Below are 22,209 nucleotides of genomic sequence, written 5' to 3'. Positions count from 1 at the left end.
CTTAGGAAATGGGCGCTCCGTGATCGGAGGTTCGTGGTGATCATTCTCGGAGTCATTCTCCTCATCGTCGGTCTGGTGACCGGGCTGGGCATTCTGTGGACCATCGGAATCATCCTGGCGGTAATCGGGGCGGCCCTCTGGGTTCTGGGCGCGGTGGGCCGTGCGGTCGGAGGACGCCGGCACTACTGGTGAACGAGGTCGAATGTCGCCCACCGGGACTCGGTGCGCAGAGCGCACCTCGGTGGAGCGTCGCGCGTGAGTGCGCCCTCTGGTTGTCAGTTCCAGGGGCCTGTGACCGCAGTAGCCGATGACCTCGAAGTGTCTGTGCAGGCTGACTTGTCCGTAGACAAATTCGAGGGGTTCGGTCAAGCCCCGTAAGAGCGTGCGAGGGCGCAGTCTTCCATTTGCGAAGCCCCGGGCCGGCTCGGTGAGCCGGCCCGGGGCTTTTTGGGAGGCTTGGACGGTCAGTCGTGCCCATGTGTGCTGTCGGAGGCTCCCCCGAAGAGACGTGCGACAGAGCGGAAGGGCAGGGGCACTCATGGTGGCCGGGCACAATGCAGAACTCGTCGCTGTCCGTTCGGTGGTGGACACGGTCGGTTCCGCTTCGCTGTCGGCATTCCAGTGACACTCGTACGAGGAGAACTGGAGTAGACCGGCGAGCGGGCGGCCGAACGGCTCGTCCGCATCGAGGCCAGGGCGCTTGATCAGGTGTTTCAGCTCAGTCGGCTCTGTAGCTCCGGGGTGTCCTGAGGGGCGGGGTGCGGCCGGTTGCCGAACGGACACCGGCGGTAGCAGGTGTTCTTCTTCGGGTGAGAGCCGTTTCGGTTCCTGCCTCGGTGGTTCCGGGGGGCCGGTTGATTCCTAGCCGGATCCAGTGGGCCCACCCTTATCTCCCGACAGGGGTTTCCTCCATGAAGCTTCACCACATCGCTGTCGCCTCCTTCGCCGCCGCTGCCCTGGTGGCCGGGGGCGTGGCACAGGCTGACACCGGCACTCCCGCTACGGCTCCGGTACGGGCGGGGCGCGTCCTGCCTGATCCCGTGGCCTGCGCGGCCTCGACCACCGCCGCCGCGGCAGCCGTGGCCAACGCGGCGGCAGCTGCCGACGTCGCCAAATCCGACGCGGCGACCGCGGCGGCTGCGGCCAAGGCGGTGGCGGCAGCCATTGCGGCCAGCGACGCTCCCGACGCCCTCGCGAAAACAGCCGCCACCGCCACAGCCGCCACGGCAGCGGCGGTCACTTCCGCGAACGCGACCGTCGCGGCGACCACTACGGCGGCAGCAGCCACCAAGGCGGCCGTCACCGCATGCGCGGCATCCTGATATGCAACAAGCCCGCACTGTCCCGGCCTTCGTCGTGGCCTTCGTGCTGACCGGGGCCACGGCCGCGCTCACGCCCTTCACGGCACAGGCAGCGGCTGCCTGCACGGAGACCGCGCTCATCTCCGCCATCAACGCGGCCAACAACGCCGGCGGTGGCAACGTGGTCCTCGCGTCCCACTGCACCTACACCATCGCCACGTCCCACAGCAGCGACGCTGACGGTCCGAACGCCCTGCCGGTCATCACCACCGCCATCACCCTGACGGGCGACACCGACACCATCACCCGCTCAACGGCCCCCGGTACAGCGGCCTTCCGCATCGCCAAAGTCGCCGCCACCGGCAGCCTCACACTCAAGGGCAACACCACTCTGAACAACGGCAAGGCCGCCACGAACGGAGGCGGCATCCTCAACTACGGAGCCGTCACTCTCACTGCCAGCGCCCTGACCGGCAACACTGCCCAGGGCAGAGGCGGCGCGCTCGCGAACACGAACATCACGGCCCCGGCCAAGGGCGCGGCGGCGACCTTCACAAACAGCAGCGTCTCCGGCAACTCCGCCACCGACCAGGGCGGAGGCATCTACAACGGGACCCGTGGCTCGCTGACCACCACCAGCAGCGCCATCAAGAACAACACCTCCATGGCCACGGGTGGTGGCATCGCAGCCGTCAACTCGACGGCGACCACTCTGACCAGCACCCCGGTCTCCGCCAATCACGCCCAAACAGCCGGAGGTGTCTACCGCCAGAACGGCACCATCACTCTCACTACCTCCCCCATCAGCGGCAACACCCCCAACAACTGTGTGAGCAGCGCCCCTTCGGTACCGGGCTGCACCGCCTGAGCCACGCCCAGGACTGGCCCGACCGCTTGGCCCTTCCGACTGCCCGGGAGGTCACGCCGGGCAGGCTCCGGCTGTGGCGTGCGTCCTGAGGGGTCATCCGCATGACCAGACGGGACAGCTGCGGCATTCGTGGCGTCGAGACCTGCGTCACGGCCAGGTCGGAGTGGGGGAGCCTGGCTGGAGCGGCGCCGCCACGCACCCGTCCCGTGACCGAGGCCGACTATCTCTCCACCTGGGCCTCGTAAATCTATGACGGCCGGAGTAGACATTGGGCGCTGGTGTGGTTATGGTTTCTCTCGTAACCCAGAGAGACAGCAGGGCCCGGCAGAGATGAACTGCTGGGCAGCGGTATCCGCAGTTGCAGTTCGCAGGACGGTGCGGTGGTGGAGTTTCGAAGCCAGGTTTGTTGCAGGACGGCGACGGGACTGACGACCGGACCGGGTAGCCCGCAGTGATCAGGGGCCGCCGAGAGCAGTACCGCAGTTCACGCAGTGGCAGGACCCGCAAGTGCGTTACCCAGCAGTGAGTTGGTTGAGCAGTACCTCGGTGAAGGCGTCGGCTGCGGGCGCGCGCACCGGGAAGTTCGGCAGTGGGGTTCCAAGCCAGAGCAGACGCAGGACGGGCGACGGGGCTGGCTGTCGAAGAGTGGCGCTGTCACAGGCCACAGAGCAGCAGTATCAGCAGTAGGTAAGTGATTGTTTCCAGAGGGAAGAACGGAGGAATCAGGCGCCATCAGGATCGCCCGGGCGGAGTGTTGAGCCCGGGTACCGCAGGACATCGATAGTGAGGTGGTCTCCGGTCAAGCAACCGCGATCCCCGCAATCCACGCCCTCTCCCGGGCGTGCACGCGGAAACAGAAGGCCGGCGCAGTACCAGGGTCGGCAGATGGTGTAGCAGTTCCTTCGGGGCCCGGGTGCCATACGGCACTCGGGCCCCTCCACGCGTTCCATAGAGAGGTGCAAATGACAGCAGACGACTCGTTCGGCCGTCTCGATGACGATGACTATCCCGCTTACACGATGGGCCGGGCCGCCGAGATGCTCGGTACCACGCAGGGCTTTCTCCGCGCTGTCGGTGAAGCCCGCCTCATCACCCCGCTGCGCTCCGAAGGCGGCCACCGTCGCTACTCCCGCTACCAGCTGCGTATCGCCGCCCGAGCGCGGGAACTCGTCGACCAGGGCACTCCCATCGAGGCCGCCTGCCGCATCGTCATCCTCGAAGACCAGCTCGAAGAGGCCCAGCGCATCAACGCCGAATACCGTCGCGGCTCTGAGTCGGAGAACCGGACGACCACAGGCTGAGGCGCAGAGTCCCCACGCCCGACCATCACGGCCCGCACATTGGAGCGTGCAGCTGTCCCGCCAGGCTGCTCATCGACTGGTGCGCCACAAACGGTGGGCGGCGGCCGGCAGGCGTTGGCGGTGGGATCCGGGCGCTTGCGACAGGCCGCGCAGCAGCAGCGCTGCGCGGCCTTGATCTACTTCGGTACCGGCATACGGGCTGATGGGCCGCGGTCCGGACAGGGGGGGCGCCCCAGCGACGGTTATGCCCTCTGAGCCGTAATGCACGAGCGCTCTTGTTGGAACGTTGCGTTACGGGTGGGTCAATATCTATGACCGCGAGACGAGAGTTCAATGTGTCGCGCGGGCAGTGTGTTTACCACAGCGAACAGAGCGGATTTGTTAATCGTACGCAGGTCACTACCGCATGCTACTGTCGATCTCAGTTGCAGTCGTGGTTCCCAAAAACTTCAACGCTTCCACTGGAATTTTGAGCTGTAGGAAGCGTTTTGTATTTCCGGCTATCCTCCGGGCGGGGCATCATCGCGGCGACCCGGTATCCGTTGCTTGCGGGTCCCGGCGTACTGCCCCACAAGGAGATATGACATGGCGTCTGGCACTGTGAAGTGGTTCAACGCGGCCAAGGGTTTCGGTTTCATCGAGCAGGACGGTGGCGGCGACGACGTGTTCGCGCACTTTTCGAACATCGCCGCCCAAGGCTTCCGTGAGCTGCTCGAAGGCCAGAAGGTGACCTTCGACATCGCGGCGGGCCAGAAGGGCCCGACGGCCGAGAACATCGTTCCCGTCTGACGCCGACGCGTACTTCGTAGCTGGGGCCCGCATCCCTCGGGGTGCGGGCCCCAGCTACGGGCATTTCCTGAGGCTCCCCCTGTGCGGCAACGGTGCCCGCGAATCCCTCCTCAGGAATGCGGACCTCTCTGTAACCGTACCCGTAGACGTCCTGAATTTCCTATCGGCATGACGTCGCCTTTGTAGCGCCTGCACTCGCGCCGGATTCGCCGCAGGTCAGATTTGATTTCACATTTCGTTCGGTTCGTTCTTGTAATTCCCCGCGCTGTTGTTCTGCTGCGAGAATTCCTTGATACGTGCCGTGTCAAGGAAGGTTCCAATGAACCCCTCACGTACGAACAACCGCTCCTCCAGCCGTCGTACCGGCGGCCCCGCCGTTGGCTCCGATGCCGGTTCGCAGCGGAGCAACCGCTCCGGCTCGCCCGCCTCGCGGCGTTCCGCAGGGCCGAGCCGCCAGGGCGGCCACGGCCGGCGGCCCTCGGCGGCCTCGGGCGAGTTCGCTCTGCCGAAGACGGTCACCCCCGCGCTGCCCGCCGTCGAGGCGTTCGCTGATCTGGACATGCCCGAGCGGCTGCTGGCCGCACTGACCGCGCAAGGCATGCGCATCCCGTTCCCGATCCAGGGCGCGACCCTGCCCAACACCCTCGCGGGCCGTGACGTCCTCGGTCGGGGGCGCACCGGTTCAGGCAAGACCCTCGCCTTCGGCCTGGCCCTGCTCGCCCGCACCGCCGGACAGCGCGCCGAGCCCTGCCAGCCGCTCGCCCTGGTTCTCGTGCCGACGCGTGAGCTGGCGCAGCAGGTGACTGACGCTCTCACCCCCTACGCCCGCTCGGTCAGGCTGCGCCTGACCACTGTCGTCGGCGGAATGCCGATCAGCCGGCAGGTCAGCGCACTGCGCCGTGGAGCCGAAGTCGTCGTGGCGACGCCGGGACGACTCAAGGACCTCATCGACCGGGGTGACTGCCGGCTGAACCAGGTCGCGATCACGGTCCTGGACGAGGCCGACCAGATGGCCGACATGGGATTCATGCCCCAGGTCACCGCGCTCCTGGACCAGGTACGCCCCGAGGGCCAGCGGATGCTGTTCTCCGCCACCCTCGACCGCAACGTCGACCTCCTGGTCCGCCGCTACCTCACCGACCCCGTGGTCCACTCCGTCGACCCGTCCGCAGGCGCGGTCACCACGATGGAGCACCACGTCCTGCAGGTCCACGGCGCCGACAAGCACCGCACGACCACGGAGATCGCCGCGCGCGAAGGCCGGGTGATCATGTTCCTGGACACCAAGCACGCCGTCGACCGGCTCACCCAGGACCTGCTGAACAGCGGGGTGCGGGCCGCGGCTCTGCACGGCGGGAAGTCACAGCCGCAGCGCACCCGGACGCTGGCCCAGTTCAAGACCGGGCATGTCACCGTGCTCGTCGCGACGAACGTCGCGGCGCGCGGTATCCACGTCGACAACCTCGACCTCGTCGTCAACGTCGATCCGCCGACCGACCACAAGGACTACCTCCACCGCGGCGGCCGCACCGCGCGGGCCGGCGAGTCCGGCCGTGTGGTCACCCTGGTCACCCCCAGCCAGCGCCGCGACATGACCCGCCTCATGGCGGCCGCAGGCATCGTTCCCCAGACCACCCCGGTCCGCTCCGGGGAAGAAGCGCTCAGCCGGATCACCGGAGCCCAGACACCCTCCGGCATTCCTGTGACGATCACCGCGCCGGTGGCCGCACGGCGTGAGCGCACCCGCAGCACGGCCTCCCGCGGCCGGCGCAGCCCCGCATCAGCTGCCCGGCGCACGATCGTGCGGCAGTCGTCCTTCGACGCGGCGGCCTAGAACCAACGCCGTTCAGTTAGGGCGGGGCCTGGGGTGTCAAGGGCTGCTCGTGAGCATGTTGATGCTGATGGTGGCTTTGTAGGTGGTCCGGTCAATGGCGGGTCCGCGTGCGTTGTATTTGGAGATTGCTCGTTTGACGATGCGGTCTTTTGTGCGGACCCGCCGGGTGGGCAGGAGGTGGGCCAGGACGTGACGGCCTATGGTGCCGACGAGATCGATGTCGGTGCCGGTGATGATGCCGGCGGCCAGGACGAGCTGGTCCCGGGCGGTGGCGAGGGCGGTGAAGAAGCCGGCCCTGTCGGGGTCGGTGCCCGGGATGCTGTCGGTGGCGTCGGTCATCGCGGTCCGCAGTGCCTGGTAGGCGGTGAGCAGGGACCAGACCTCCTGCTCGATGCCGTCCGGGGTGCGGGCCCGCAGGACGCGTCCGCCCAGCATCGTGGACTTCAGCTCCGCGTAGGCGGTCTCGATCTCCCAGCGTTCGTGGTAGAGCCGGACGAGTTCACCGGCCGGGTGGGTGTCAGGGTCGGTGAGGGTGGTCAGCAGCCGGTAATGGCCCGTGCGTGTGCCCTGGGCGGTGCGGATACTGATCTCGGCCTCGATGACACGCACGGTCAGCGGACCGATCCGGGTCAGTGTCGAGCCGTCACGGCAGCGGACCAACGGTGGCAGCTTCCGGTTCGTCTTGCAGCGCACGAGCAGATCGGCGCCGGTGGCGGCCAGCTGGTTCAGCAATGCGGCGGAGGCGAAGTTCCGGTCGCCCAGCAGCAGCATCCCAGCCCGCAGGTCCACCGCCAGGCGGCGGGCGTACTCCAGTTCGCCGGTCGTGGCCGGACCGAACACGGCCCCGATCACCGACCGGGTCCCGCAGGCCACCAGCGCGGCCAGACGCAGTTGCGGGTAGCCCGAGATCCCGTTGCCGAGCCGCTGCCGGGTGAACACCGCAAGGTTGGCCGGGCAGTCCGGGACCGACAGAAGGGTGCCGTCGACTGCCACGACCCTCAGACCTCGCCATCGCCCGGCGGCAGCGGTCGTGGCCGCAGGCCCACTCACCAGGTCGAACAGGGCTTTCATCGGTGCCGGCCCCAGCCGTTGGCGGGCCTGGCGAAGAGCGCTGCCACTGGGCCGGACTGGTGCCAGGCTCGCCAGCCCGGCGCATAACCGGTCGAAAACCTGCTGATAGCCCAGCCCGTTGAAGAGTGCCGCGGCCAGCAGCAGGTAGACCGTGACCCGCGCCGGCACCAGCCGGACCCTGCGCTGCACCGCACCGGTCTGTTCCAGCACTTCATCGACCATCTCGAACGGAACGATCCGGGTCAGCTCACCGATATGCCCCGGTGCGAACACCCCTGCCGCTACCCCGACGGTCCTTGATATGGCAGCCTGTTCCAACAGCGGAGCTCCTGTGGTGAGGATGTCTTGGAGTGACATCCCTCTTCTACAGCAGCTCCGCTGCCTCGTTCACCAGCCTTGACGAACGACTTCCACGCCTAACTGAACGGCGTTGGGCCTAGAACCCCTTGATCAGGAAACTGGCCCATCTCTGCAGGAGGCACATCTTGGCACTGGTTCAGATGCAACCCCGCCCTGCGAGCGCCGCAGCCGTGCACGGGACGGCGGCCGACGCCACGGACACCGCTGGACTGCGGGTCTGTGACGACATGACCATCGAGGTGGCCCTGTCGGTCATGGCCAGCGCCCGCGCCGGGCACCTGCTCGTCTGCGACAACGACGGCCTGTGTACGCAACTGGTCACCCAGGCCCAGCTCGCTGCGGTCCGTGACAGTTCCGCGTATACGGACCGGGTTCAGCTACGCGACATGCCCGACCCCCGCGGCCCGTTCACCTCACCCGTGACCACGGTCGCCGAAACCAAGCACGCAGTGGGCGGCCGCCGGCTCGCTGCCCTGCCGACCGTCGACGAGCAGGTCAGCGCTCCGGGCATCCTCGCCCTTGCCCGCTGAACCGCCTCACCGCGGCAGGACCATCCCCTTCTTTCCCCCTGTGAGGCATCATGCGCTGCGTCATCGCCCGTTTCCCGTTCGACCTCACCAAGAGCGGCGTCCTGGAATCCATGAAGGGCGTCAAGCCCGAACAGGTCATCGGCGAGTCCGTGATCATCGGCCGCCGCACCTACCCGATCAAGCAGGTCGGGCAGGTCATCACACGCCAGGACCGCCGCGATTTCAGCGCCGGTGAAATCCTCCGGGCCATGACTCAGCTCGGCTTCACCTGCCCCGGCTTTCCCCGCACCACCGCGCCCAAGAGCGCCGCCAGCCCGTTCCAGCGGGCTTCCACGATGCTCGGCGCCCCTGCCGCCGTCTGACCGACCGGCAGGTGCGAGCCGCCACCAGAACCACAGTGAGGGTCCGCCCGGCAGGTGCCGGCCGGACCCTCACCGCGTGCCCGGCCCCACCGCTCTCTGAAGGTCCTCAGGCCAGTTCCGAGGAGGCCGAGGCCGCCCTGCTGATGCTGCGCGAACTGTCCGAAAAGCTCACCGGGTGGGAGCCCGGACCGGCCAGATCAGCGCCCTCACCTACCTCCTCACCCGGGCGCACACACTCCAGGCGAATCTTGCCCAGGCCCTCGCCGGTAACGGCGCCGCCATCCTCATCAACCCGCTCGCTGACACCCGCACCCATCTCTCGGCCAACCGCCCAGACCTCGCCGCCCACATCGACACCATCACCCACAACGCCGACCGGCTCCGCCAGGCCGGCAGGGACGACTGCTGAATCAGCAGAGCTCTTCAAGCCCGTACGCACCGAGCCGGTCGAGGGAAGCACACCGCCCCCCCGGTCCTCCCTGCTGGGACGGTGCACCTCGCACGACCTCGCGTCGAGGCCGACTATCTCCCCATGGACGCATACGGAAATCTGTATCGGCCGAAGTAGACATTGAGGCTCGGTCTGGTTATGGTTTCTCTCGCGGCCCCGGGAGACGGCAGGGCCTGGCAGGGATGAACTGCCGGGTAGCAGTATCTGCGGTTGCAGGTGACTGGACGGTGCGGTGGCGGAGTGTCGAAGCCAGGGTTGTTGCAGGACGGCGACGGGGCTGGCTGTCGAAGAGTGGCGCTCTCGCAGGCCACAGAGCAGTACGTAGGAGAGCAGTACCACCAGTGGGTAAGTGATTGATCCCAGAGGGAGGAACGGAGGAACCAGGCGCCATCGGGATCGCCCGGGCGGAGTGTTGGGCCCGGGTACCGCAGGACATCGTTAGTGAGGTGGTCTCCGGTCAAGCAACCGCGATCCCCGCAACCCCGACAACTTCCAGGCCGGGTCAGCGGAAGCAGAGGGCCGGCGCAGTACCAGGGCCGGCCGATGGCGTAGCAGTTCCTTAGGGGCCCGGGTGCCATACGGCACCAGGGCCCCTCCGTACGCTCCACAGAGAGGTGGCAGCCAGGAGAGGCCCGGCGCATCACCTCTCTCTGGTGCCGGGCGACCCGACGTGGGGCGCTGTCGACAGCCCTCATCATTCGGGAGCCACCGGGTGAGACGGCCCCATGCCGGGAAGGGCTTCCGCCGCCCGGTCCTGATCCGGGTCGAGGGTCGGCGTACGGAACATCAAGGCCGGTGTCGGGTGTAAAGGCTCGTATCACGCCATCGTGTCAGCCAACTTTTTTCGCGAACCGTGAACACATGGTTCTTCTTCAACGTTGCACTCCGGGGGAGGCAATAGCTATGACCGCGATGTGAGGGTTAAGGGCGCCGCGCCGGGAGCGTTCTTATTGCAACGAACGGATGGAATCATTTATTACATCCATGAATGCTTTGGCATGCTACTGTCGACCGCAGTTGCAGTTGTGGTTCCCCAAGCGCCTCTGACGGTACATTTGCCGCTGGACGCGCTTTTGCATTTCCGGTGACTTACCGGTCGGGGAATCATTGCGGCGTCCCGGTATCCGTAAATTACAGGGTCCCGGCACACTGTCCCAAAGGAGATACGTCATGGCATCTGGCATCGTGAAGTGGTTCAACCCAGCCAAGGGCTTCGGCTTCATCGAGCAGGATGGCGGCGCCGACGTCTTCGCCCACTTCTCCAACATCGCCGCCCAAGGCTACCGTGAGCTGCTTGAGGGTCAGAAGGTCACCTTCGATATCGTGCCGAACCAAAAGGGCCTGACCGCAGAGAACATTATTCCCACCTGACACAGCACTTGATGATGCTGGTGCGGGCGCCTTCCTGAGGGGTCACCGGCACCCGGGCTCCGTTTCAGAGGGCGCAAGCCGCCCCAAAGACATACGCACCTAATTCTTGACATCTGATCCATATGACGCCATCCATTTAAGCATCCACATCTACATCTACACCGAATTCACCACAATACAGATTTTAATTCGCATTCCATTACGGCCCGTTCTTGTGATCACCCGCACATCCCCTCCGCTGCGGGGCCTTCCTTGATGCGTGCCGTATCAAGAAAGGTCCCGCATGAACCCCTCGCCTATGAACGATCGTGACTCACACACCCGCGGCGGGACCGGCGGCCCCGCTTTCGGCACTGGCGCCGGTTCGGTCCGGGGCGGCCGCTCCGGACCGCCCGCCCCGAGCGATGGAGAACCGCAGGGCGTGGATGTCCGGCGCAGAAATAACGTCACCGTCACCGGCCGTGCGGACGGGCCGGTGCTCCTGCTTGTGCACGGGTTCGGCTGTGATCAGAACATGTGGCGGCTGGTCGTCCCGGCGCTGGCGAAGGAGTACCGGGTGGTGCTCTTCGACTACGTGGGCTCAGGTCGCTCGGATGCTTCGGCCTGGAGTGAGCAGCGGTACAGCTCGCTGGGCGGGTACGCCCGGGACATCGTGGAGGTCTGCGAAGAGCTGGACCTGCGGGATGTGGCGCTGGTGGGGCATTCGGTCAGTGCCATGGCCGGGGTGCTCGCGGCGGCCCAGGCGCCGGGGCGGATCTCCCGGCTGGTGATGATCGCTCCTTCCCCCCGCTACATCGATGACGACGGCTACCGCGGCGGGTTCAGCGCCGAGGACATCGATGAGCTGCTGGAGTCGCTGGAGTCGAACTACCTGGGATGGTCGGCGGCGATGGCCCCGGTGATCATGGGTAACGCGGACCGGCCGGAACTCGGTGACGAGTTGACCACGTCGTTCTGCGCGACCGACCCGGCGATCGCGCGGGTCTTCGCCCGCACCACGTTCCTGTCCGACAGCCGCAAGGACCTTCTCAGCGTGGCAATACCGACGCTGATACTGGAATGCGAGCAGGATGCGATCGCCCCGCGAGAGGTGGGCGCCTACGTCCACGCCGCGATCCCCGGCAGCCGACTGGTCACGCTGGACGCGACGGGGCACTGCCCACAGCTGAGCGCTCCGCAAGCCACCGCTGAGGCGATCACCGACTTTGTCAACGTGGCCCCGTGATGGGCCCCACCGATCAGGATCCGGGCCGGGAGCAAGACGTGGACGCCACTGACGTGGCCTTCTCCGCCCTGTTGGAGGACAGTGCGGAGGAGCTGTACGAGCAGGCTCCGTGCGGCTACCTGTCGACGCTGATGGACGGCACGATCGCGAAGATCAACACCACCTTGCTGGAATGGCTGGGCCTCTCCCGGCAGCAGGTGGTGGGCCGGATGCGGTTTCCTGATCTGCTCACTGTGGGTGGCAAGCTCTACCACGAGACGCACTTCGCCCCGCTGCTGCAGATGAACGGCGAGGCCAGCGGTATCGCCCTGGACATCAAAGCCGACGGTGGGCAGCGGATGCCGGTGCTTGTCACCTCCAAGGTGAAGACCAGCGACGCCGGGGAGCCGATGCTCATCCGCACCACGATCTTCGACGCCCGCGACCGCCGCGCCTACGAGACCGAGCTGCTGCGCGAACGCCGGGCAGCCGAAGAAGCGCGCCTGCAGGCCGAGGCCGACCGCCAACGCCTCCAGGAAGCTCTCGCCGTCCTCCAGCAAAGCCTGCTGCCCGCCGAGTTGCCCACGGTTCCGGGCCTGGAGGCAAGTTCCTACTACCACATCGCCTCCCCGGATCTCCTCGGCGGAGACTTCTACGACTTGTTCCCCCTGGGTGCGGACCGGTGGGCGTTTTTCCTCGGCGACGTGTGCGGCAAAGGTCCCCAGGCTGCCGCGGTCACCTCCCTGACCCGCTACACCCTGCGGGCGGCCGCCCTGCACGACCCAGACCCCGTCACCGTGTTGACCACTCTGAACACCGTGCTGCATGAGCGGTACGCCAGCGGCGAGGCCCGCTACTGCACCGCCGTATTCGGCGTCCTTCGCGTCGGCAGTGACGGCGTCAGCGTCCACCTGGCCTCCGGCGGCCACCCCTCCGCGCTGATCCAGCGTGCCGACGGCAGCGCGCACTTCCTGCCCACCCCCGGCGGCATGCTCATCGGCGCCCTGCCCCAGGCACAGTTCATACCCGCGAGCGCCCAGCTCGCCCCCGGCGATACCCTGCTCCTCTATACAGACGGTCTGACCGAGGCGAGGGTCGGCCCGGAACGTGACCTCTATGGTGAGGATGCCTTGCACGCCTTCACCGCTGCCCTGGCCCCGGCCGGCCCCGCGTCCCTGATTGCCGCTCTGACCGGGCTGCTCACCAGCTTCGGCGACGGACTCGACGACGACACCGCGCTCCTGGCCCTCGGCATGCCTGTCCCGCTTTCCGTCCCTGCGAGTGAAGACCGGATATGAGCCTGCTGACCGTCACTGCCCGATCCGCCGCCACCGGGCCCGTGCTGGAGGTCGCCGGTGAGCTTGACCATATGACGGCACCCGATCTCCGCCGGGCTGTGCACCACCTGGCCCTGGTCGCCGGGCAATTGCTGGTTCTCGATCTGACCAACCTGGAGTTCTGCGACTCCAGCGGTATCTCGGCTCTGCTGGCGGCACGCAACCTGGCCACAGAACACGGCGTCGGCACAGCCCTGGCCGCGGTCCCGGCCCACATCACCCGGATCCTGCGTATCACGGGCCTGGACCGGGTCTTCACCCTCCACCCCGACGCATCAACAGCCACCGACCCCAACTGACAGGGCACGGGTCCCAGTGCCCTGGTCCGGTGACGGGCTGTCCGGTGAGAACCTGATACGAAAGGCAGCTCGCAGGACCGGGTATACAAACCGGGCGTTCGCTGACGCCTGCCGCAGAACCGAAGGCCGCCAGGGATCGCGACCGGATCCAGCGCGGTCAACGCCCTCGCCCCGATGAGTCTCAGGATCAGTCACACATCGCTGTCGGGCTGTTCGGGCGTTCCAAGCGCCACCGGGACGGCAACGAGCTTCACGTCGTCCACGTTGAGGAGAAACGAGGCTCGGCGGACCCAGCCTGAGTACCGCGCTTCATCGCGGGTGGTCGCCGGGGGCGGGCGTTTCGGCTCCATGTTCCTCCGGTTACGGTGACCAGGCGGGCGGCGGTCTTGTGGTGGCCTTCTTGGCCCGGGAGGTGCGGGGGCGCCGCGGGTGCCGTTCCCGGTCGGGGAACGGCACCCGCGGTTGGGTCAGGCGGCCGCCGCCGGCAGGGGTCGTCGGGCGTCGCCGGATGTCTCGCTCTCGGTGAGCTGGGCGGTCAGGGTGGCACGTGCGCGGGCCACCCGGGAGCGCACCGTGCCCACCGGGCATCCGGCCGCCCGCGCGGCCTCCGCGTAGGGCATGCCGAGGAGTTGAGTGAGGACGAACGCCTCACGCCGCTCGTAGGGAAGTGCTGCGAGAAGTTCCTGGAGTGCCACTCCCTCCTCGAAGCCTGGCAGGCCGATTGGCTGGGCTCGTTCGACGGTGAGGCGCCAGTCGTCGGTGCCGGCCGGCCGGGGCCGTGCCGCCGCCCTGCGGAAGTCGTCGATGACGGCTCGGCGGGCGATGGCCAGGAGCCAGGTGCGAGCCGAGGACCGTCCCTCGAAGCGGTGCAGGGTGCGCAGGGCCCGCAGGAAGGTGTCCTGAGCGAGGTCCTCGGCGAGTTGCGGGTCGGCTGAGAGATGGGCGACGTAACGCACGACGTCGCGGTGCAGAGCCCGCACGAACGCCTCGGCTGCCGCCGGGTCGCCGGCACGCGCGGCCAGGGCCCAGCCGGTGGACGCGGCGTCGTCGGGCCGGGATCCCACAGGATGCGGAGTCTTCACCGGCTCGGTGGTCTGCACAGGCTGTGCGTGGTGCTGCTCACGTGGCCCGCTGCGGGCTGTGGGCGGGGTGGTTTTCATCGCCTGGTGTCCTTTGCGGATCGTTCCGAAACCGCGCTGCTCCGTCCCGTCGCGTGCTGCTGCGTGGACGCATGCTCGGCGCGCACGGCAGAGCGCGGGAGGAAGGGAAGCCGGGGTTCCGGTGAGGGGGCACCCGTGCCCGATGGCCCGGGTGTGCCCGAAGGAGGGGGCGGCGCGCCGTGCGGGCACGGCGGCGGGCGGCCGGTCGCGTGACCGGTCGCGCGTGCATACGTCCTTCGGGATGCCTGCCGCTGATTCAGACAGCGGCGAGGCACCCGGGCGGGCCGCGTGGGTCCAGGTCGCGGGTGCACAACAGGCCCCGAGGAAGCCGGTCGCTGAGGCCCCGGCGAGCCCAGGTACGAGGACGCGAGGGCGGTGCCGGGGCGGTGAGCGGGATCTGGAGCGGAGCCAGCACCCACGCGGCCACGGACCGCAGAATCTGGAACGCCGCCCGCTCGCCTCGCGCCAGCCACACGCCGCACACCAGTGCGGCCAGCAGATGCGCGGCGAGCATGCCGGACGAGGACATTCCGGCCATGTCGTGGCCCATGTGCCCCATGTGCCCCATGGAGGCCATGTGGTCCATGGAACCCGCGCGGCTCATATGGGCTGTGTGCCCCATGTCATTCATGGACACCACATGGTCCATGTGGGCCGTGGGGTCCATACCCGGCATCCGGCCGCCGGCCGCGCCGGTGGCGTACGACCCCGTGACCTCCAGCGGTGACGTACGTGCTGGTATGGGGGCGACGAGGGTCTGTACCGTCGCGAAGGCGCTGTGCAGGATTGCCTGGGTCGTGACGGCGAGGCCGGCCACGAGCCAGATGCCGCGCTCCCGCGCAGCGGCCCACCAGCTCGGGACCGCGACCGCCAGGAAGCCGGCGGCGATGGCCCAGAGGGGCAGGGGAGTCTCGGACATCAGGACGTGGCCGGTGGCGGCGAGAGTGACGGAGACCGCGGCGAACATCGCCGCTCGTACCGCGCGTCCGACCCGTCCCGCCTCCATGGGCCCTCATCCTCCCATCGTGGGACGGAGTTGGGGACGCCAGGGTGTTCCTGGGTGTCCGTCTCGTTGCCGGCGCCGGATACGCATGCGACGTCCGCAGAACACGGCATATGCGCCGGTGTACGTGCCAGGGCGAAGACCATGCAGGGGCGGGCGCGGGGCCGGAGAGGTGACTTGGTCTACGGCTCGCGTGGCAGCGGTCGTCCATGAGTTCGGGAGGCATCCGGCTGGGCTGCCCGGATGGTTGATGTTCACGGCTTCCGGCAGCGCGTCGGACCTTGCGCAGGCCGCAGCGCTGCGCAGGGGTTGAAGGGTGGCGGAGTTGTCGAGGGCGCCGCGGTGTGCGATTCGGTGATGCCCGTTGGGCCGGGGTGAGGCGCCGGGTGGCGTTGGAGCACGGTGGCGGTGCGGGGGAGGGGTTGACCGCTGCCGCACTCACTCTTATCGTTCCTCGATAACATCGATATTCGATATGGGGGGCGGTTGCTGATGTCCGCTGAGGTGCAGGGTTCCAAGGGGGCCGAGCTTCCGGGTCCACCGCCGTCACATGGCGACCATGCGGAGGCCAGGTTGCTGGAACCGGTCGCCACTGTGGTCCGGGGCGTCTACCGACTGTTCCTCGTGGGCCTTGTCTTCGGCACCGTGGGGCCATTGCTCGGCACCAACCTGCGCATGATGTGGAGTGATCCGCACGTCTGTGCCGAGTCCCGTTCGGACTTCAGCACGGACGGGTTTACCGGCAGGTTCCGGCCCCATGCGGGGGCCGGTGTCATGGTCCGCCCGTCCTACTGCACTGATCACGCCAGCGGTGCCCAGCAGTTGTTCGACTTCCTCGGTGGCTTCCCCTCGTGGCTGCTGATCCTGGGCGTCCTTTTCCTGCTCAACCGCTTGATCCAGGGCGCGTCCAGCGAAGGTGTCTTCACCGTACGGACGGTGAAGCACTTGCGAGTCGCCGGCTGGTGGCTGTTGCTGGGCTGCCTGGTCGTAGAGTTGGTGGAAGCCGGCGCGCACGCTGCGCTGCTGGCAACCCTGGCCCGGGACTACCCCTTCACTGCGGACAGTTGGCTGGGGGCCTGGCAGCCGCCCTGTGCGCTCGTCTTCACGGCCCTGGGCATTCTCACGTTCGCTCGCGTCATGCGTGCCGGGGTGGCCATGCGGGAGGATCTGGAAGGGACGGTGTGATGGCCCCGGACGACAACGACAGCCACGCGATCGAGGTTCACCTCGACCGTATGCTCAGCGCCCGCGGCATGACTCTCGCGGAGCTTGCCTCCCGGGTCGGCGTGACCAATGTGAACCTGTCCATCCTGAAGAATGGCCGGGCCCGCGCGATCCGCTTCACCACGTTGACCCGCATCTGCGAGGTTCTCGACTGCCAGCCAGGCGATCTGCTCACGTACCGAGGTGCCGAGGACAAGCCGCGGCCGTAGGCAGCACCCATCGGCCGGCGGTGCCATCGACACACAAACGCTGTCGGCGAAACGGAGCCGGAGGCGGAGGCGCATGCGGGCTCGGTCACGGAACAGTTCGGGCCGGATGCCGGCATGGACAGCGCCGTGTCACGCGGTGTTGTGGCCAGGTCGCACGACGGTCGCCAGCGCGGTGACGGGCTTGGCATGTTCGAAGCGCAGGGTGAAGGGAATGTGCTCTCCCTCCTGCCAGTCGCTGTTCGGGCGGACTGTCACGTCGATGCCGGCCGGGGCCATGGTGAGGCCTTCCCCGGCCGGAACCGTCGCGGTGGCAACAGGCCGCCGGTAGGCCCCGGAGGGGGTCATCCGGTGCTGGCTCAGGGCGGGCGGTGCTGCCGCGCGCGGCGAGGTGACGGAGAGGAGACGGTCGGCCGAGCCACCGGTGTTGGTGATGGTGAAGAAGGCGGCGGTCTCCGGTGTCGTACCGAGCCGGAGGAAGGCGTGGCCTTGCGTGACGGCGATGCGCGGGGGCCTGCCCGCGTTGCCGTGTGTGGTCCAGGCGCTGAGCCCGGCGAGGGCGAGCCCGCACGCGACAACGGGCGCACCGACAGCGGTCAGCGAAGCACGCAACCGGGCGGGCAGGAGGTTCTTCACGATCCGTTACTTCCTGACGGGGCGAGAGTCACAGCACCCCTGGGGGAGCGGGAGCGGCGGGCCGGAGCGGGAGCGGGCTGCCAGCGGCGCAGCCGCAGACTGTTCAGGACGACGAGGACGGAACTGAGGGACATGGCTGCGGCGGCGAGCATCGGGTTGAGCAGGCCGACCATCGCGAGGGGGAGGGTGACTGCGTTGTAGCCGAAGGCCCACAGGAGGTTGCCCCGGATGGTGGCGAGGGTGCGGCGGGCGAGCCGCACGGCGTCGGCGAGGGCCTCGATGTCATCACGTACGAGGGTCACGTCGGCGGCACCGATGGCGACGTCGGTGCCGGTGCCCATCGCGATGCCGAGGTCGGCGCCGGCGAGTGCGGCCGCGTCGTTGACGCCGTCTCCGACGACCGCGACCCGCAGTCCCTTCTCCCGCAGTTCGCGGACGAGCGCCGCCTTCCGCTCGGGAGTACAGCATGCGTGCACCTCGTCGATACCCAGTGCGGAGGCGACGGCGCGGGCGGGGGCCTCCTGGTCGCCTGTGGCGAGGACGGGGCGCACGCCGAGGCGGCGCAGCCGGTCCACGGCGTGGTAGCTGCCCGGCCGTACGACGTCGCCCAGGGCCACGACTGCCTCGGCTCGTCCTTCGACGTGCACCACGACAGGGGTGTGCGCGGCATCCAGGGATGCGGTGAGCGCGGCGTCGAGCGCGGCCGGAAGCTCTCCGTTCGGCGCACGTACCTCCACGAGGGTGCCGTCGATACGGCCCCGGACGCCGCTGCCGGGCGTGGCCGCGAAGTCGGTGAGCGCATCGGACCGCACGGCCTCCGGCCCGAGGACGCGCCGGGCGTGCGCGACGATCGCGCGCCCGAGGGGATGCTCCGAGCCGCTCTCGACGGCAGCGGCCAGGCGCAGGGCCTCGTCACCCGCGAGGCCGTCCTCGCGGACCGTCATCCGGGCCACGCCGAGGTGGCCGGAGGTGAGGGTGCCGGTTTTGTCGAGGACGACGGTGTCGATCTGCCGCAGGGATTCGAGTGCTTGGGGGCCGTTGACCAGGACGCCGAGTTGCGCGCCGCGTCCGGTGGCGGCCATGAGGGCGGTGGGGGTGGCGAGTCCGAGTGCGCAGGGACAGGCGACGACGAGGACGGCCACGCACGCTGTGACCGCGGGCTGCGCGTCGGCTCCGGCCCCGAGCCAGAAGCCGAGGACTGTGACGGCGAGGGTCAGCACGACGGGGACGAAGACCCCGGCCACGGTGTCGGCGAGCCGCTGGGCGCGGGCCTTCCCGGCCTGAGCCTCGGTCACCAGCCATGTGATGCGGGCGAGCTGGGTTTCGGCGCCGACAGCGGCGGCCCGTACAAGGAGCAGGCCGCCGGCGTTGACCGAGCCACCCGTGACCGCCGAGCCAGGCGAGACCTCCACGGGGCGCGTCTCGCCCGTCACGAGGGAGAGGTCGACCGCGGAAGCGCCTTCGATGACCACGCCGTCGGTGGCGACCCGCTCCCCGGGACGTACGACGAAGACCTGGCCCACAGCCAGTTGTTCGGCCGGTACGCGACGCTCGGCACCGCCCTCGCGTACCGTCACCTCTTTCACCCCGAGCTCGGCCAGCGAGCGCAGGGCCGCGGTGGTGGCCCGGCGGGCGCGGGCCTCCAGATGGCGGCCGAGGAGCACGAAGAGCGGGACGCCGACTGCCGCCTCCAGGTACACGTGGGCGACGCCGGGGGACCCGGTGGGCAGCAGGGTGAACGGCATCCGCGTGTCCGGCTCGCCGGCCCCGCCCAGGAAGAGGGCGTACGCGGACCACGAGAAAGAGGCCAGCACGCCGAGCGACACGAGGGTGTCCATCGTCGCGGCGCCGTGCCGCAGTCCGCGCAACGCCCGCTGGTGGAAGGGGAAGGCACCCCAGGACGCCACCGGCGCGGTCAGCGCGAAGCACAGCCACTGCCAGTTGCGAAACTGCAGCGAGGGCGCCATCGAGATCACCATCACAGGGACAGCAAGCAGTGCCGTCACCACGAGCCGCTGCGGCAGAGTCCGTCCTCGCTGTCCGTCCTCCTCCATGTGGTCACGCCCGGAGCGGAGTTCAGGGATGGTGGCGCTGTATCCGGCCTTCTCGACCGCCTCGACCAGTGGTGCGGTACCGAGGTCCGCCGGGTACTGGACACGAGCGCGTCCGGTGGCGAGGTTGACGGTGGCGGTGACACCTTCCAGCGCCGAGAGCTTCTTCTCCACCCTGCGTACGCAGGCGGCGCAGGTCATCCCTCCCACCACCAGGTCCGTCGTGACCAGGGACCGTGGCGTGGTCTCCGGTGCCATCAGTGCCCACCCCCGTGCCCCGTACCGCCCATGTCCCCCATGCCCGGGTCGTCGTCGTGGTGGGATACCCCGCGCATGTCCGGGGCGACCGGACCGGCGAGGTTCCCCACCCCGTACGACACGGCGAAGACGGCCACCAGCAGCAACAGGAAGCCCGAGAGCACTGCGTAGGGGCTGGAGGGGACGGGACGCCGTCCCGGGGAGTGCGTCACGGGGTGGTCCATGGAAGTGGCTCCGGCGGGGTGTGGGGGCCGCGAGTGAACGGACCGCGGCTGTACGGACCAGAGGTCGGCCCGCGAGGGGCGCCAGTTCCCCCGCCCGCGAGTGACCTGAGTCACATGGTGAACATCCGTCCCTCTCGTCCCGTCAGTGCCCCTCACACCATGACGACGAACATCACCGCCATCCCCAGGGCCATCGCCCCGTGGCAGCCCAGGTCGAGCGCGCCCCGGGTGGCGTCGGAGGCTACACCGTCCGCGTCCGGGCGGGACGCGAACCGCCCGGTGTCGAAGCCCCGGGTCAGCCACCACAGAGCCAGCACCAACAGGACGAACGCGAGGACTCCGGCGCTCCACCGGTCTCCTGCGCCGCTCAGCCCCATCGCGCCTGTCGCACCCGAGCCGGACATGTCCATCCCCGGCATGTCCTCCATCGCGTGGCCACCGCCTCCCATCGAGCCCATGGACGTGCCCCAGGCCATCGCCGCCACCATCCACGCCATCGCCCCGGTCATCACCACGTGCGGCAGGACACTCACCAGGGCCCGGCCCCGGACCAGCTCGCCCGGCCAGGCCACGGCGGCTATGAGGAACCAGGCGCCGGCAAGCGAGAAGAACACCACCTGGGGCACGACGAGCAGGTCCATCCCCCAGGGCCACGCCATCGCGACCATGGCGAAGGCCATGACCGCGTGCAGCATGTGTGAGAGCCGCGCCACCCACGGGTGCCCCGCGTGCGAGGGGGCAAGGGCACGCCAGAGTCCGTAGGCGGCGAGCGCGCAGAAGAGCAGAGTCATGATCCAGCGCAGTCCGGTGGCGGCGATCATCGCGCGGTCTCCTTACGGCGGCGCACGGCCGCCACCACGAGGTCCCCGAGCAGGAAGCAGACAAGGGGCAGTCCGAAAAGAGGCAGGTAATAGGCGAGAACCGCGACCACGACCACGAGCGGCGCCATGACCCGGCCGGGTACCCGACGCCAGGTCCCGCGTGCCGGGGTGCGGCCCGGCCGCAGTCCGGTGGCCCGGACGGGCCTGCGCAGCCACCACATGCGGTAGCCCCACAGCACCATGCCGATCAGGGCGATGGCGATCAGCGCCAGCACGATCTGGTTGGCGAGCCCGAAGAGGAGGCCCATGTGGGCGTCGACGCCCCAGCGGGTGAGTTTCGCGAGCAGGGGATAGTCGTCGAAGCGAAGCGTCTCGGTGACCTTGCCCGTCGCAGGATCGACCGCGATCGAGTCCTGCCGCTCGGGCCAGTGCCGGGTGTTCTCCTTGACGACGTATGCGCTCTTGCCGTCGGTGGGCGGTGTGAGGACAAGCTTGCCGCGCAGTCCGGCCTCATCGGCTGTACGGGCCACGGCATCGATACCGACGTCCTTGCCGGTCGTCCCGGAACCGGACCGCGATCCGCTCCCCTCGTGGTGACCGGTCATGGTGGAGACGGCGGGCGTGCTGCCGCCCAGCGAGTCCTGGATCTTTCCGATGTTCGCCCCCGCATGCGCCGACCACGTCAGCCCCGTGGCGGACAGTGCCAAGAACCCGACGGACACCCACAGGCCGACCACGCCGTGCCAGGACAGTGTGCGTCCCCGGCCCGTGGGGCCCCGGTGGGCGACGAACAACTTGCGCAACCGCTGCCGGGTACGGGGCGCGCCGATCCACAGGGCGAGGCCACCGGCCACCTCCACCCAGAGCCAGCTCGCGGCCAACTCGCTGTAGTTGCGGCCGAGATCGCCGAGGTGCAGCGTGCGGTGCAGGCTGTCGAACCAGGCCCGGACGGGCAGCCACTCACCGGTGGTGCGCAGGGTGCCGAGGACTTGACCGTTGTACGGATTCACGAAGGCGGTTCGGGTGTCGCCCTCCGGCAATCCCTTCACGTCGAAGGTGACGCGCGTGCTGTCGGTGGCGCCCGCCCCTCGCGTCACCGACACCAGATGACCGCCGGGGACGGCGAGTCGCGCCGCCTCGACCTGCGCGGCGAGCGGTTCCCTCGCACCCTGCGCGCTGACCTTCAGCTCGTGCCCGTACACCACCGACTCGATCTGCGGAGTCGCCGTGTACAGCAGGCCCGTGACGGCGGCCGTCAGCAGGATCGGCCCCATCAGGATGCCCGCATAGAAGTGCAGCCGCAGCAGCAGGGGCCGCAGCCCGCTCCAGGTGCCCGGGCTGCCGGGCGGATGCGCGTCCTCTCCCGTGGCGGAGGGGAGCGGTATCCGGCCGGCGGGTACGGGCCCCGCCGGAGGAGATGAGTGGGGAGGAGCGGCAGGTGCGGTATCGGTCATGAGTGGCTTCCTTGTACGGGAACCGGGGACGGGTCTCGCACAGGAGTCGGCTCACCGGACCGATGAGTTCCCGTGAATCTTGCGTGAGGGCGGC

General features: G+C 68.7%; 24 protein-coding genes. 16 read left to right on the top strand and 8 right to left on the bottom strand.

Annotation, left to right across the window (positions count from 1 at the left end):
• The first annotated feature begins 36 nt into the window (after window positions 1-36).
• From OG285_RS00920 to OG285_RS00890, 7 genes are all read left to right on the top strand, one after another.
• Window positions 37-192: a hypothetical protein gene (locus OG285_RS00920; RefSeq protein ID WP_327299419.1), complete on the top strand. Its 156-nt coding sequence runs from the start codon at window positions 37-39 to the stop codon at window positions 190-192.
• A gap of 719 nt (window positions 193-911) precedes the next feature.
• Window positions 912-1,322, top strand: a complete 411-nt coding sequence (locus OG285_RS00915) for a hypothetical protein (RefSeq protein WP_356832810.1) — start codon at window positions 912-914, stop codon at window positions 1,320-1,322.
• A 1-nt stretch (window position 1,323) separates the two neighbouring features.
• On the top strand, window positions 1,324-2,169 hold the full coding sequence (locus tag OG285_RS00910) for a hypothetical protein (RefSeq protein WP_371789818.1): 846 nt from the start codon (window positions 1,324-1,326) through the stop codon (window positions 2,167-2,169).
• Between the two features lie 101 nt (window positions 2,170-2,270).
• A complete protein-coding gene (locus tag OG285_RS00905; RefSeq protein WP_371789817.1) occupies window positions 2,271-2,414 on the top strand; it encodes a hypothetical protein in 144 nt (47 codons plus the stop codon).
• A 717-nt stretch (window positions 2,415-3,131) separates the two neighbouring features.
• Window positions 3,132-3,470, top strand: a complete 339-nt coding sequence (locus tag OG285_RS00900) for a MerR family transcriptional regulator (RefSeq protein ID WP_371789816.1) — start codon at window positions 3,132-3,134, stop codon at window positions 3,468-3,470.
• Between the two features lie 585 nt (window positions 3,471-4,055).
• Window positions 4,056-4,259: a cold-shock protein gene (locus OG285_RS00895; protein ID WP_266854017.1), complete on the top strand. Its 204-nt coding sequence runs from the start codon at window positions 4,056-4,058 to the stop codon at window positions 4,257-4,259.
• A 319-nt stretch (window positions 4,260-4,578) separates the two neighbouring features.
• Window positions 4,579-6,093, top strand: coding sequence for a DEAD/DEAH box helicase (locus tag OG285_RS00890; protein WP_371789815.1), 1,515 nt, complete (start codon window positions 4,579-4,581; stop codon window positions 6,091-6,093).
• 36 nt (window positions 6,094-6,129) lie between these two features.
• On the opposite strand, the gene OG285_RS00885 is transcribed toward OG285_RS00890, so the two are convergent.
• The gene (locus OG285_RS00885) at window positions 6,130-7,521 is read right to left on the bottom strand and encodes an IS4 family transposase (RefSeq protein WP_371789814.1); all 1,392 of its coding nucleotides are present in this window, start codon (window positions 7,519-7,521) and stop codon (window positions 6,130-6,132) included.
• A 128-nt stretch (window positions 7,522-7,649) separates the two neighbouring features.
• Between OG285_RS00885 and OG285_RS00880 the strand changes: the two genes are divergently transcribed.
• The 7 genes from OG285_RS00880 to OG285_RS00850 all read left to right on the top strand — a co-directional run bounded on the left by OG285_RS00880 (window position 7,650) and on the right by OG285_RS00850 (window position 13,078).
• The gene (locus OG285_RS00880) at window positions 7,650-8,054 is read left to right on the top strand and encodes a hypothetical protein (protein WP_371789813.1); all 405 of its coding nucleotides are present in this window, start codon (window positions 7,650-7,652) and stop codon (window positions 8,052-8,054) included.
• Between the two features lie 50 nt (window positions 8,055-8,104).
• The gene (locus OG285_RS00875; protein ID WP_356832820.1) at window positions 8,105-8,416 is read left to right on the top strand and encodes an SCO5918 family protein; all 312 of its coding nucleotides are present in this window, start codon (window positions 8,105-8,107) and stop codon (window positions 8,414-8,416) included.
• A gap of 175 nt (window positions 8,417-8,591) precedes the next feature.
• Window positions 8,592-8,825, top strand: a complete 234-nt coding sequence (locus OG285_RS00870) for a hypothetical protein (protein WP_371789812.1) — start codon at window positions 8,592-8,594, stop codon at window positions 8,823-8,825.
• Between the two features lie 1,212 nt (window positions 8,826-10,037).
• Window positions 10,038-10,238, top strand: coding sequence for a cold-shock protein (locus OG285_RS00865; RefSeq protein ID WP_356832822.1), 201 nt, complete (start codon window positions 10,038-10,040; stop codon window positions 10,236-10,238).
• Window positions 10,239-10,659: 421 nt separating this feature from the next.
• Complete coding sequence (locus tag OG285_RS00860) at window positions 10,660-11,463, top strand: alpha/beta fold hydrolase (protein WP_371793424.1); 804 nt, start codon at window positions 10,660-10,662, stop codon at window positions 11,461-11,463.
• A complete protein-coding gene (locus OG285_RS00855; RefSeq protein WP_356833085.1) occupies window positions 11,463-12,740 on the top strand; it encodes a SpoIIE family protein phosphatase in 1,278 nt (425 codons plus the stop codon). Before OG285_RS00860 ends, OG285_RS00855 begins: the two co-directional genes overlap by 1 nt.
• Window positions 12,737-13,078, top strand: coding sequence for an STAS domain-containing protein (locus tag OG285_RS00850; RefSeq protein ID WP_371789811.1), 342 nt, complete (start codon window positions 12,737-12,739; stop codon window positions 13,076-13,078). Before OG285_RS00855 ends, OG285_RS00850 begins: the two co-directional genes overlap by 4 nt.
• Window positions 13,079-13,545: 467 nt before the next feature.
• On the opposite strand, the gene OG285_RS00845 is transcribed toward OG285_RS00850, so the two are convergent.
• Together OG285_RS00845 and OG285_RS00840 are read right to left on the bottom strand one after the other, a co-directional pair.
• Window positions 13,546-14,238 (bottom strand): sigma-70 family RNA polymerase sigma factor, encoded by a 693-nt coding sequence (locus tag OG285_RS00845; protein WP_356832828.1) that lies wholly within the window; start codon window positions 14,236-14,238, stop codon window positions 13,546-13,548.
• 256 nt (window positions 14,239-14,494) lie between these two features.
• On the bottom strand, window positions 14,495-15,244 hold the full coding sequence (locus tag OG285_RS00840; RefSeq protein ID WP_356832830.1) for a hypothetical protein: 750 nt from the start codon (window positions 15,242-15,244) through the stop codon (window positions 14,495-14,497).
• A gap of 570 nt (window positions 15,245-15,814) precedes the next feature.
• On the opposite strand from OG285_RS00840, the gene OG285_RS00835 reads away from it, so the two are divergent.
• Window positions 15,815-16,426 (top strand): DUF2975 domain-containing protein, encoded by a 612-nt coding sequence (locus OG285_RS00835; RefSeq protein ID WP_371789810.1) that lies wholly within the window; start codon window positions 15,815-15,817, stop codon window positions 16,424-16,426.
• Window positions 16,426-16,674 carry a helix-turn-helix transcriptional regulator gene (locus OG285_RS00830; RefSeq protein WP_356832834.1) on the top strand — a complete coding sequence of 83 codons (249 nt, stop codon included), beginning with the start codon at window positions 16,426-16,428 and terminating at the stop codon, window positions 16,672-16,674. Before OG285_RS00835 ends, OG285_RS00830 begins: the two co-directional genes overlap by 1 nt.
• A 129-nt stretch (window positions 16,675-16,803) precedes the next feature.
• Here OG285_RS00830 and OG285_RS00825 read toward each other — a convergent pair whose 3' ends face one another.
• The 5 genes from OG285_RS00825 to OG285_RS00805 all read right to left on the bottom strand — a co-directional run bounded on the left by OG285_RS00825 (window position 16,804) and on the right by OG285_RS00805 (window position 22,115).
• Window positions 16,804-17,307, bottom strand: coding sequence for a copper chaperone PCu(A)C (locus OG285_RS00825; RefSeq protein ID WP_371789809.1), 504 nt, complete (start codon window positions 17,305-17,307; stop codon window positions 16,804-16,806).
• Window positions 17,304-19,616: a heavy metal translocating P-type ATPase gene (locus OG285_RS00820; protein WP_371789808.1), complete on the bottom strand. Its 2,313-nt coding sequence runs from the start codon at window positions 19,614-19,616 to the stop codon at window positions 17,304-17,306. The genes OG285_RS00825 and OG285_RS00820 overlap by 4 nt, the downstream gene beginning before the upstream one ends.
• Entirely contained in the window at window positions 19,616-19,840 is a 225-nt protein-coding gene (locus tag OG285_RS00815; RefSeq protein ID WP_356832840.1) for a hypothetical protein, read from the bottom strand. The genes OG285_RS00820 and OG285_RS00815 overlap by 1 nt, the downstream gene beginning before the upstream one ends.
• A 152-nt stretch (window positions 19,841-19,992) precedes the next feature.
• The gene (locus tag OG285_RS00810) at window positions 19,993-20,661 is read right to left on the bottom strand and encodes a DUF5134 domain-containing protein (protein ID WP_356832842.1); all 669 of its coding nucleotides are present in this window, start codon (window positions 20,659-20,661) and stop codon (window positions 19,993-19,995) included.
• Window positions 20,658-22,115 (bottom strand): PepSY-associated TM helix domain-containing protein, encoded by a 1,458-nt coding sequence (locus OG285_RS00805; RefSeq protein ID WP_371789807.1) that lies wholly within the window; start codon window positions 22,113-22,115, stop codon window positions 20,658-20,660. The genes OG285_RS00810 and OG285_RS00805 overlap by 4 nt, the downstream gene beginning before the upstream one ends.
• Window positions 22,116-22,209 lie beyond the last annotated feature (94 nt).

It is taken from the genome of Streptomyces sp. NBC_01471 (assembly GCF_041438865.1).
Lineage (GTDB): Bacteria > Actinomycetota > Actinomycetes > Streptomycetales > Streptomycetaceae > Streptomyces.
The sequence above is the reverse complement of the archived record's forward strand: the minus strand, read 5'-3'. Positions and strand labels throughout refer to the sequence as shown.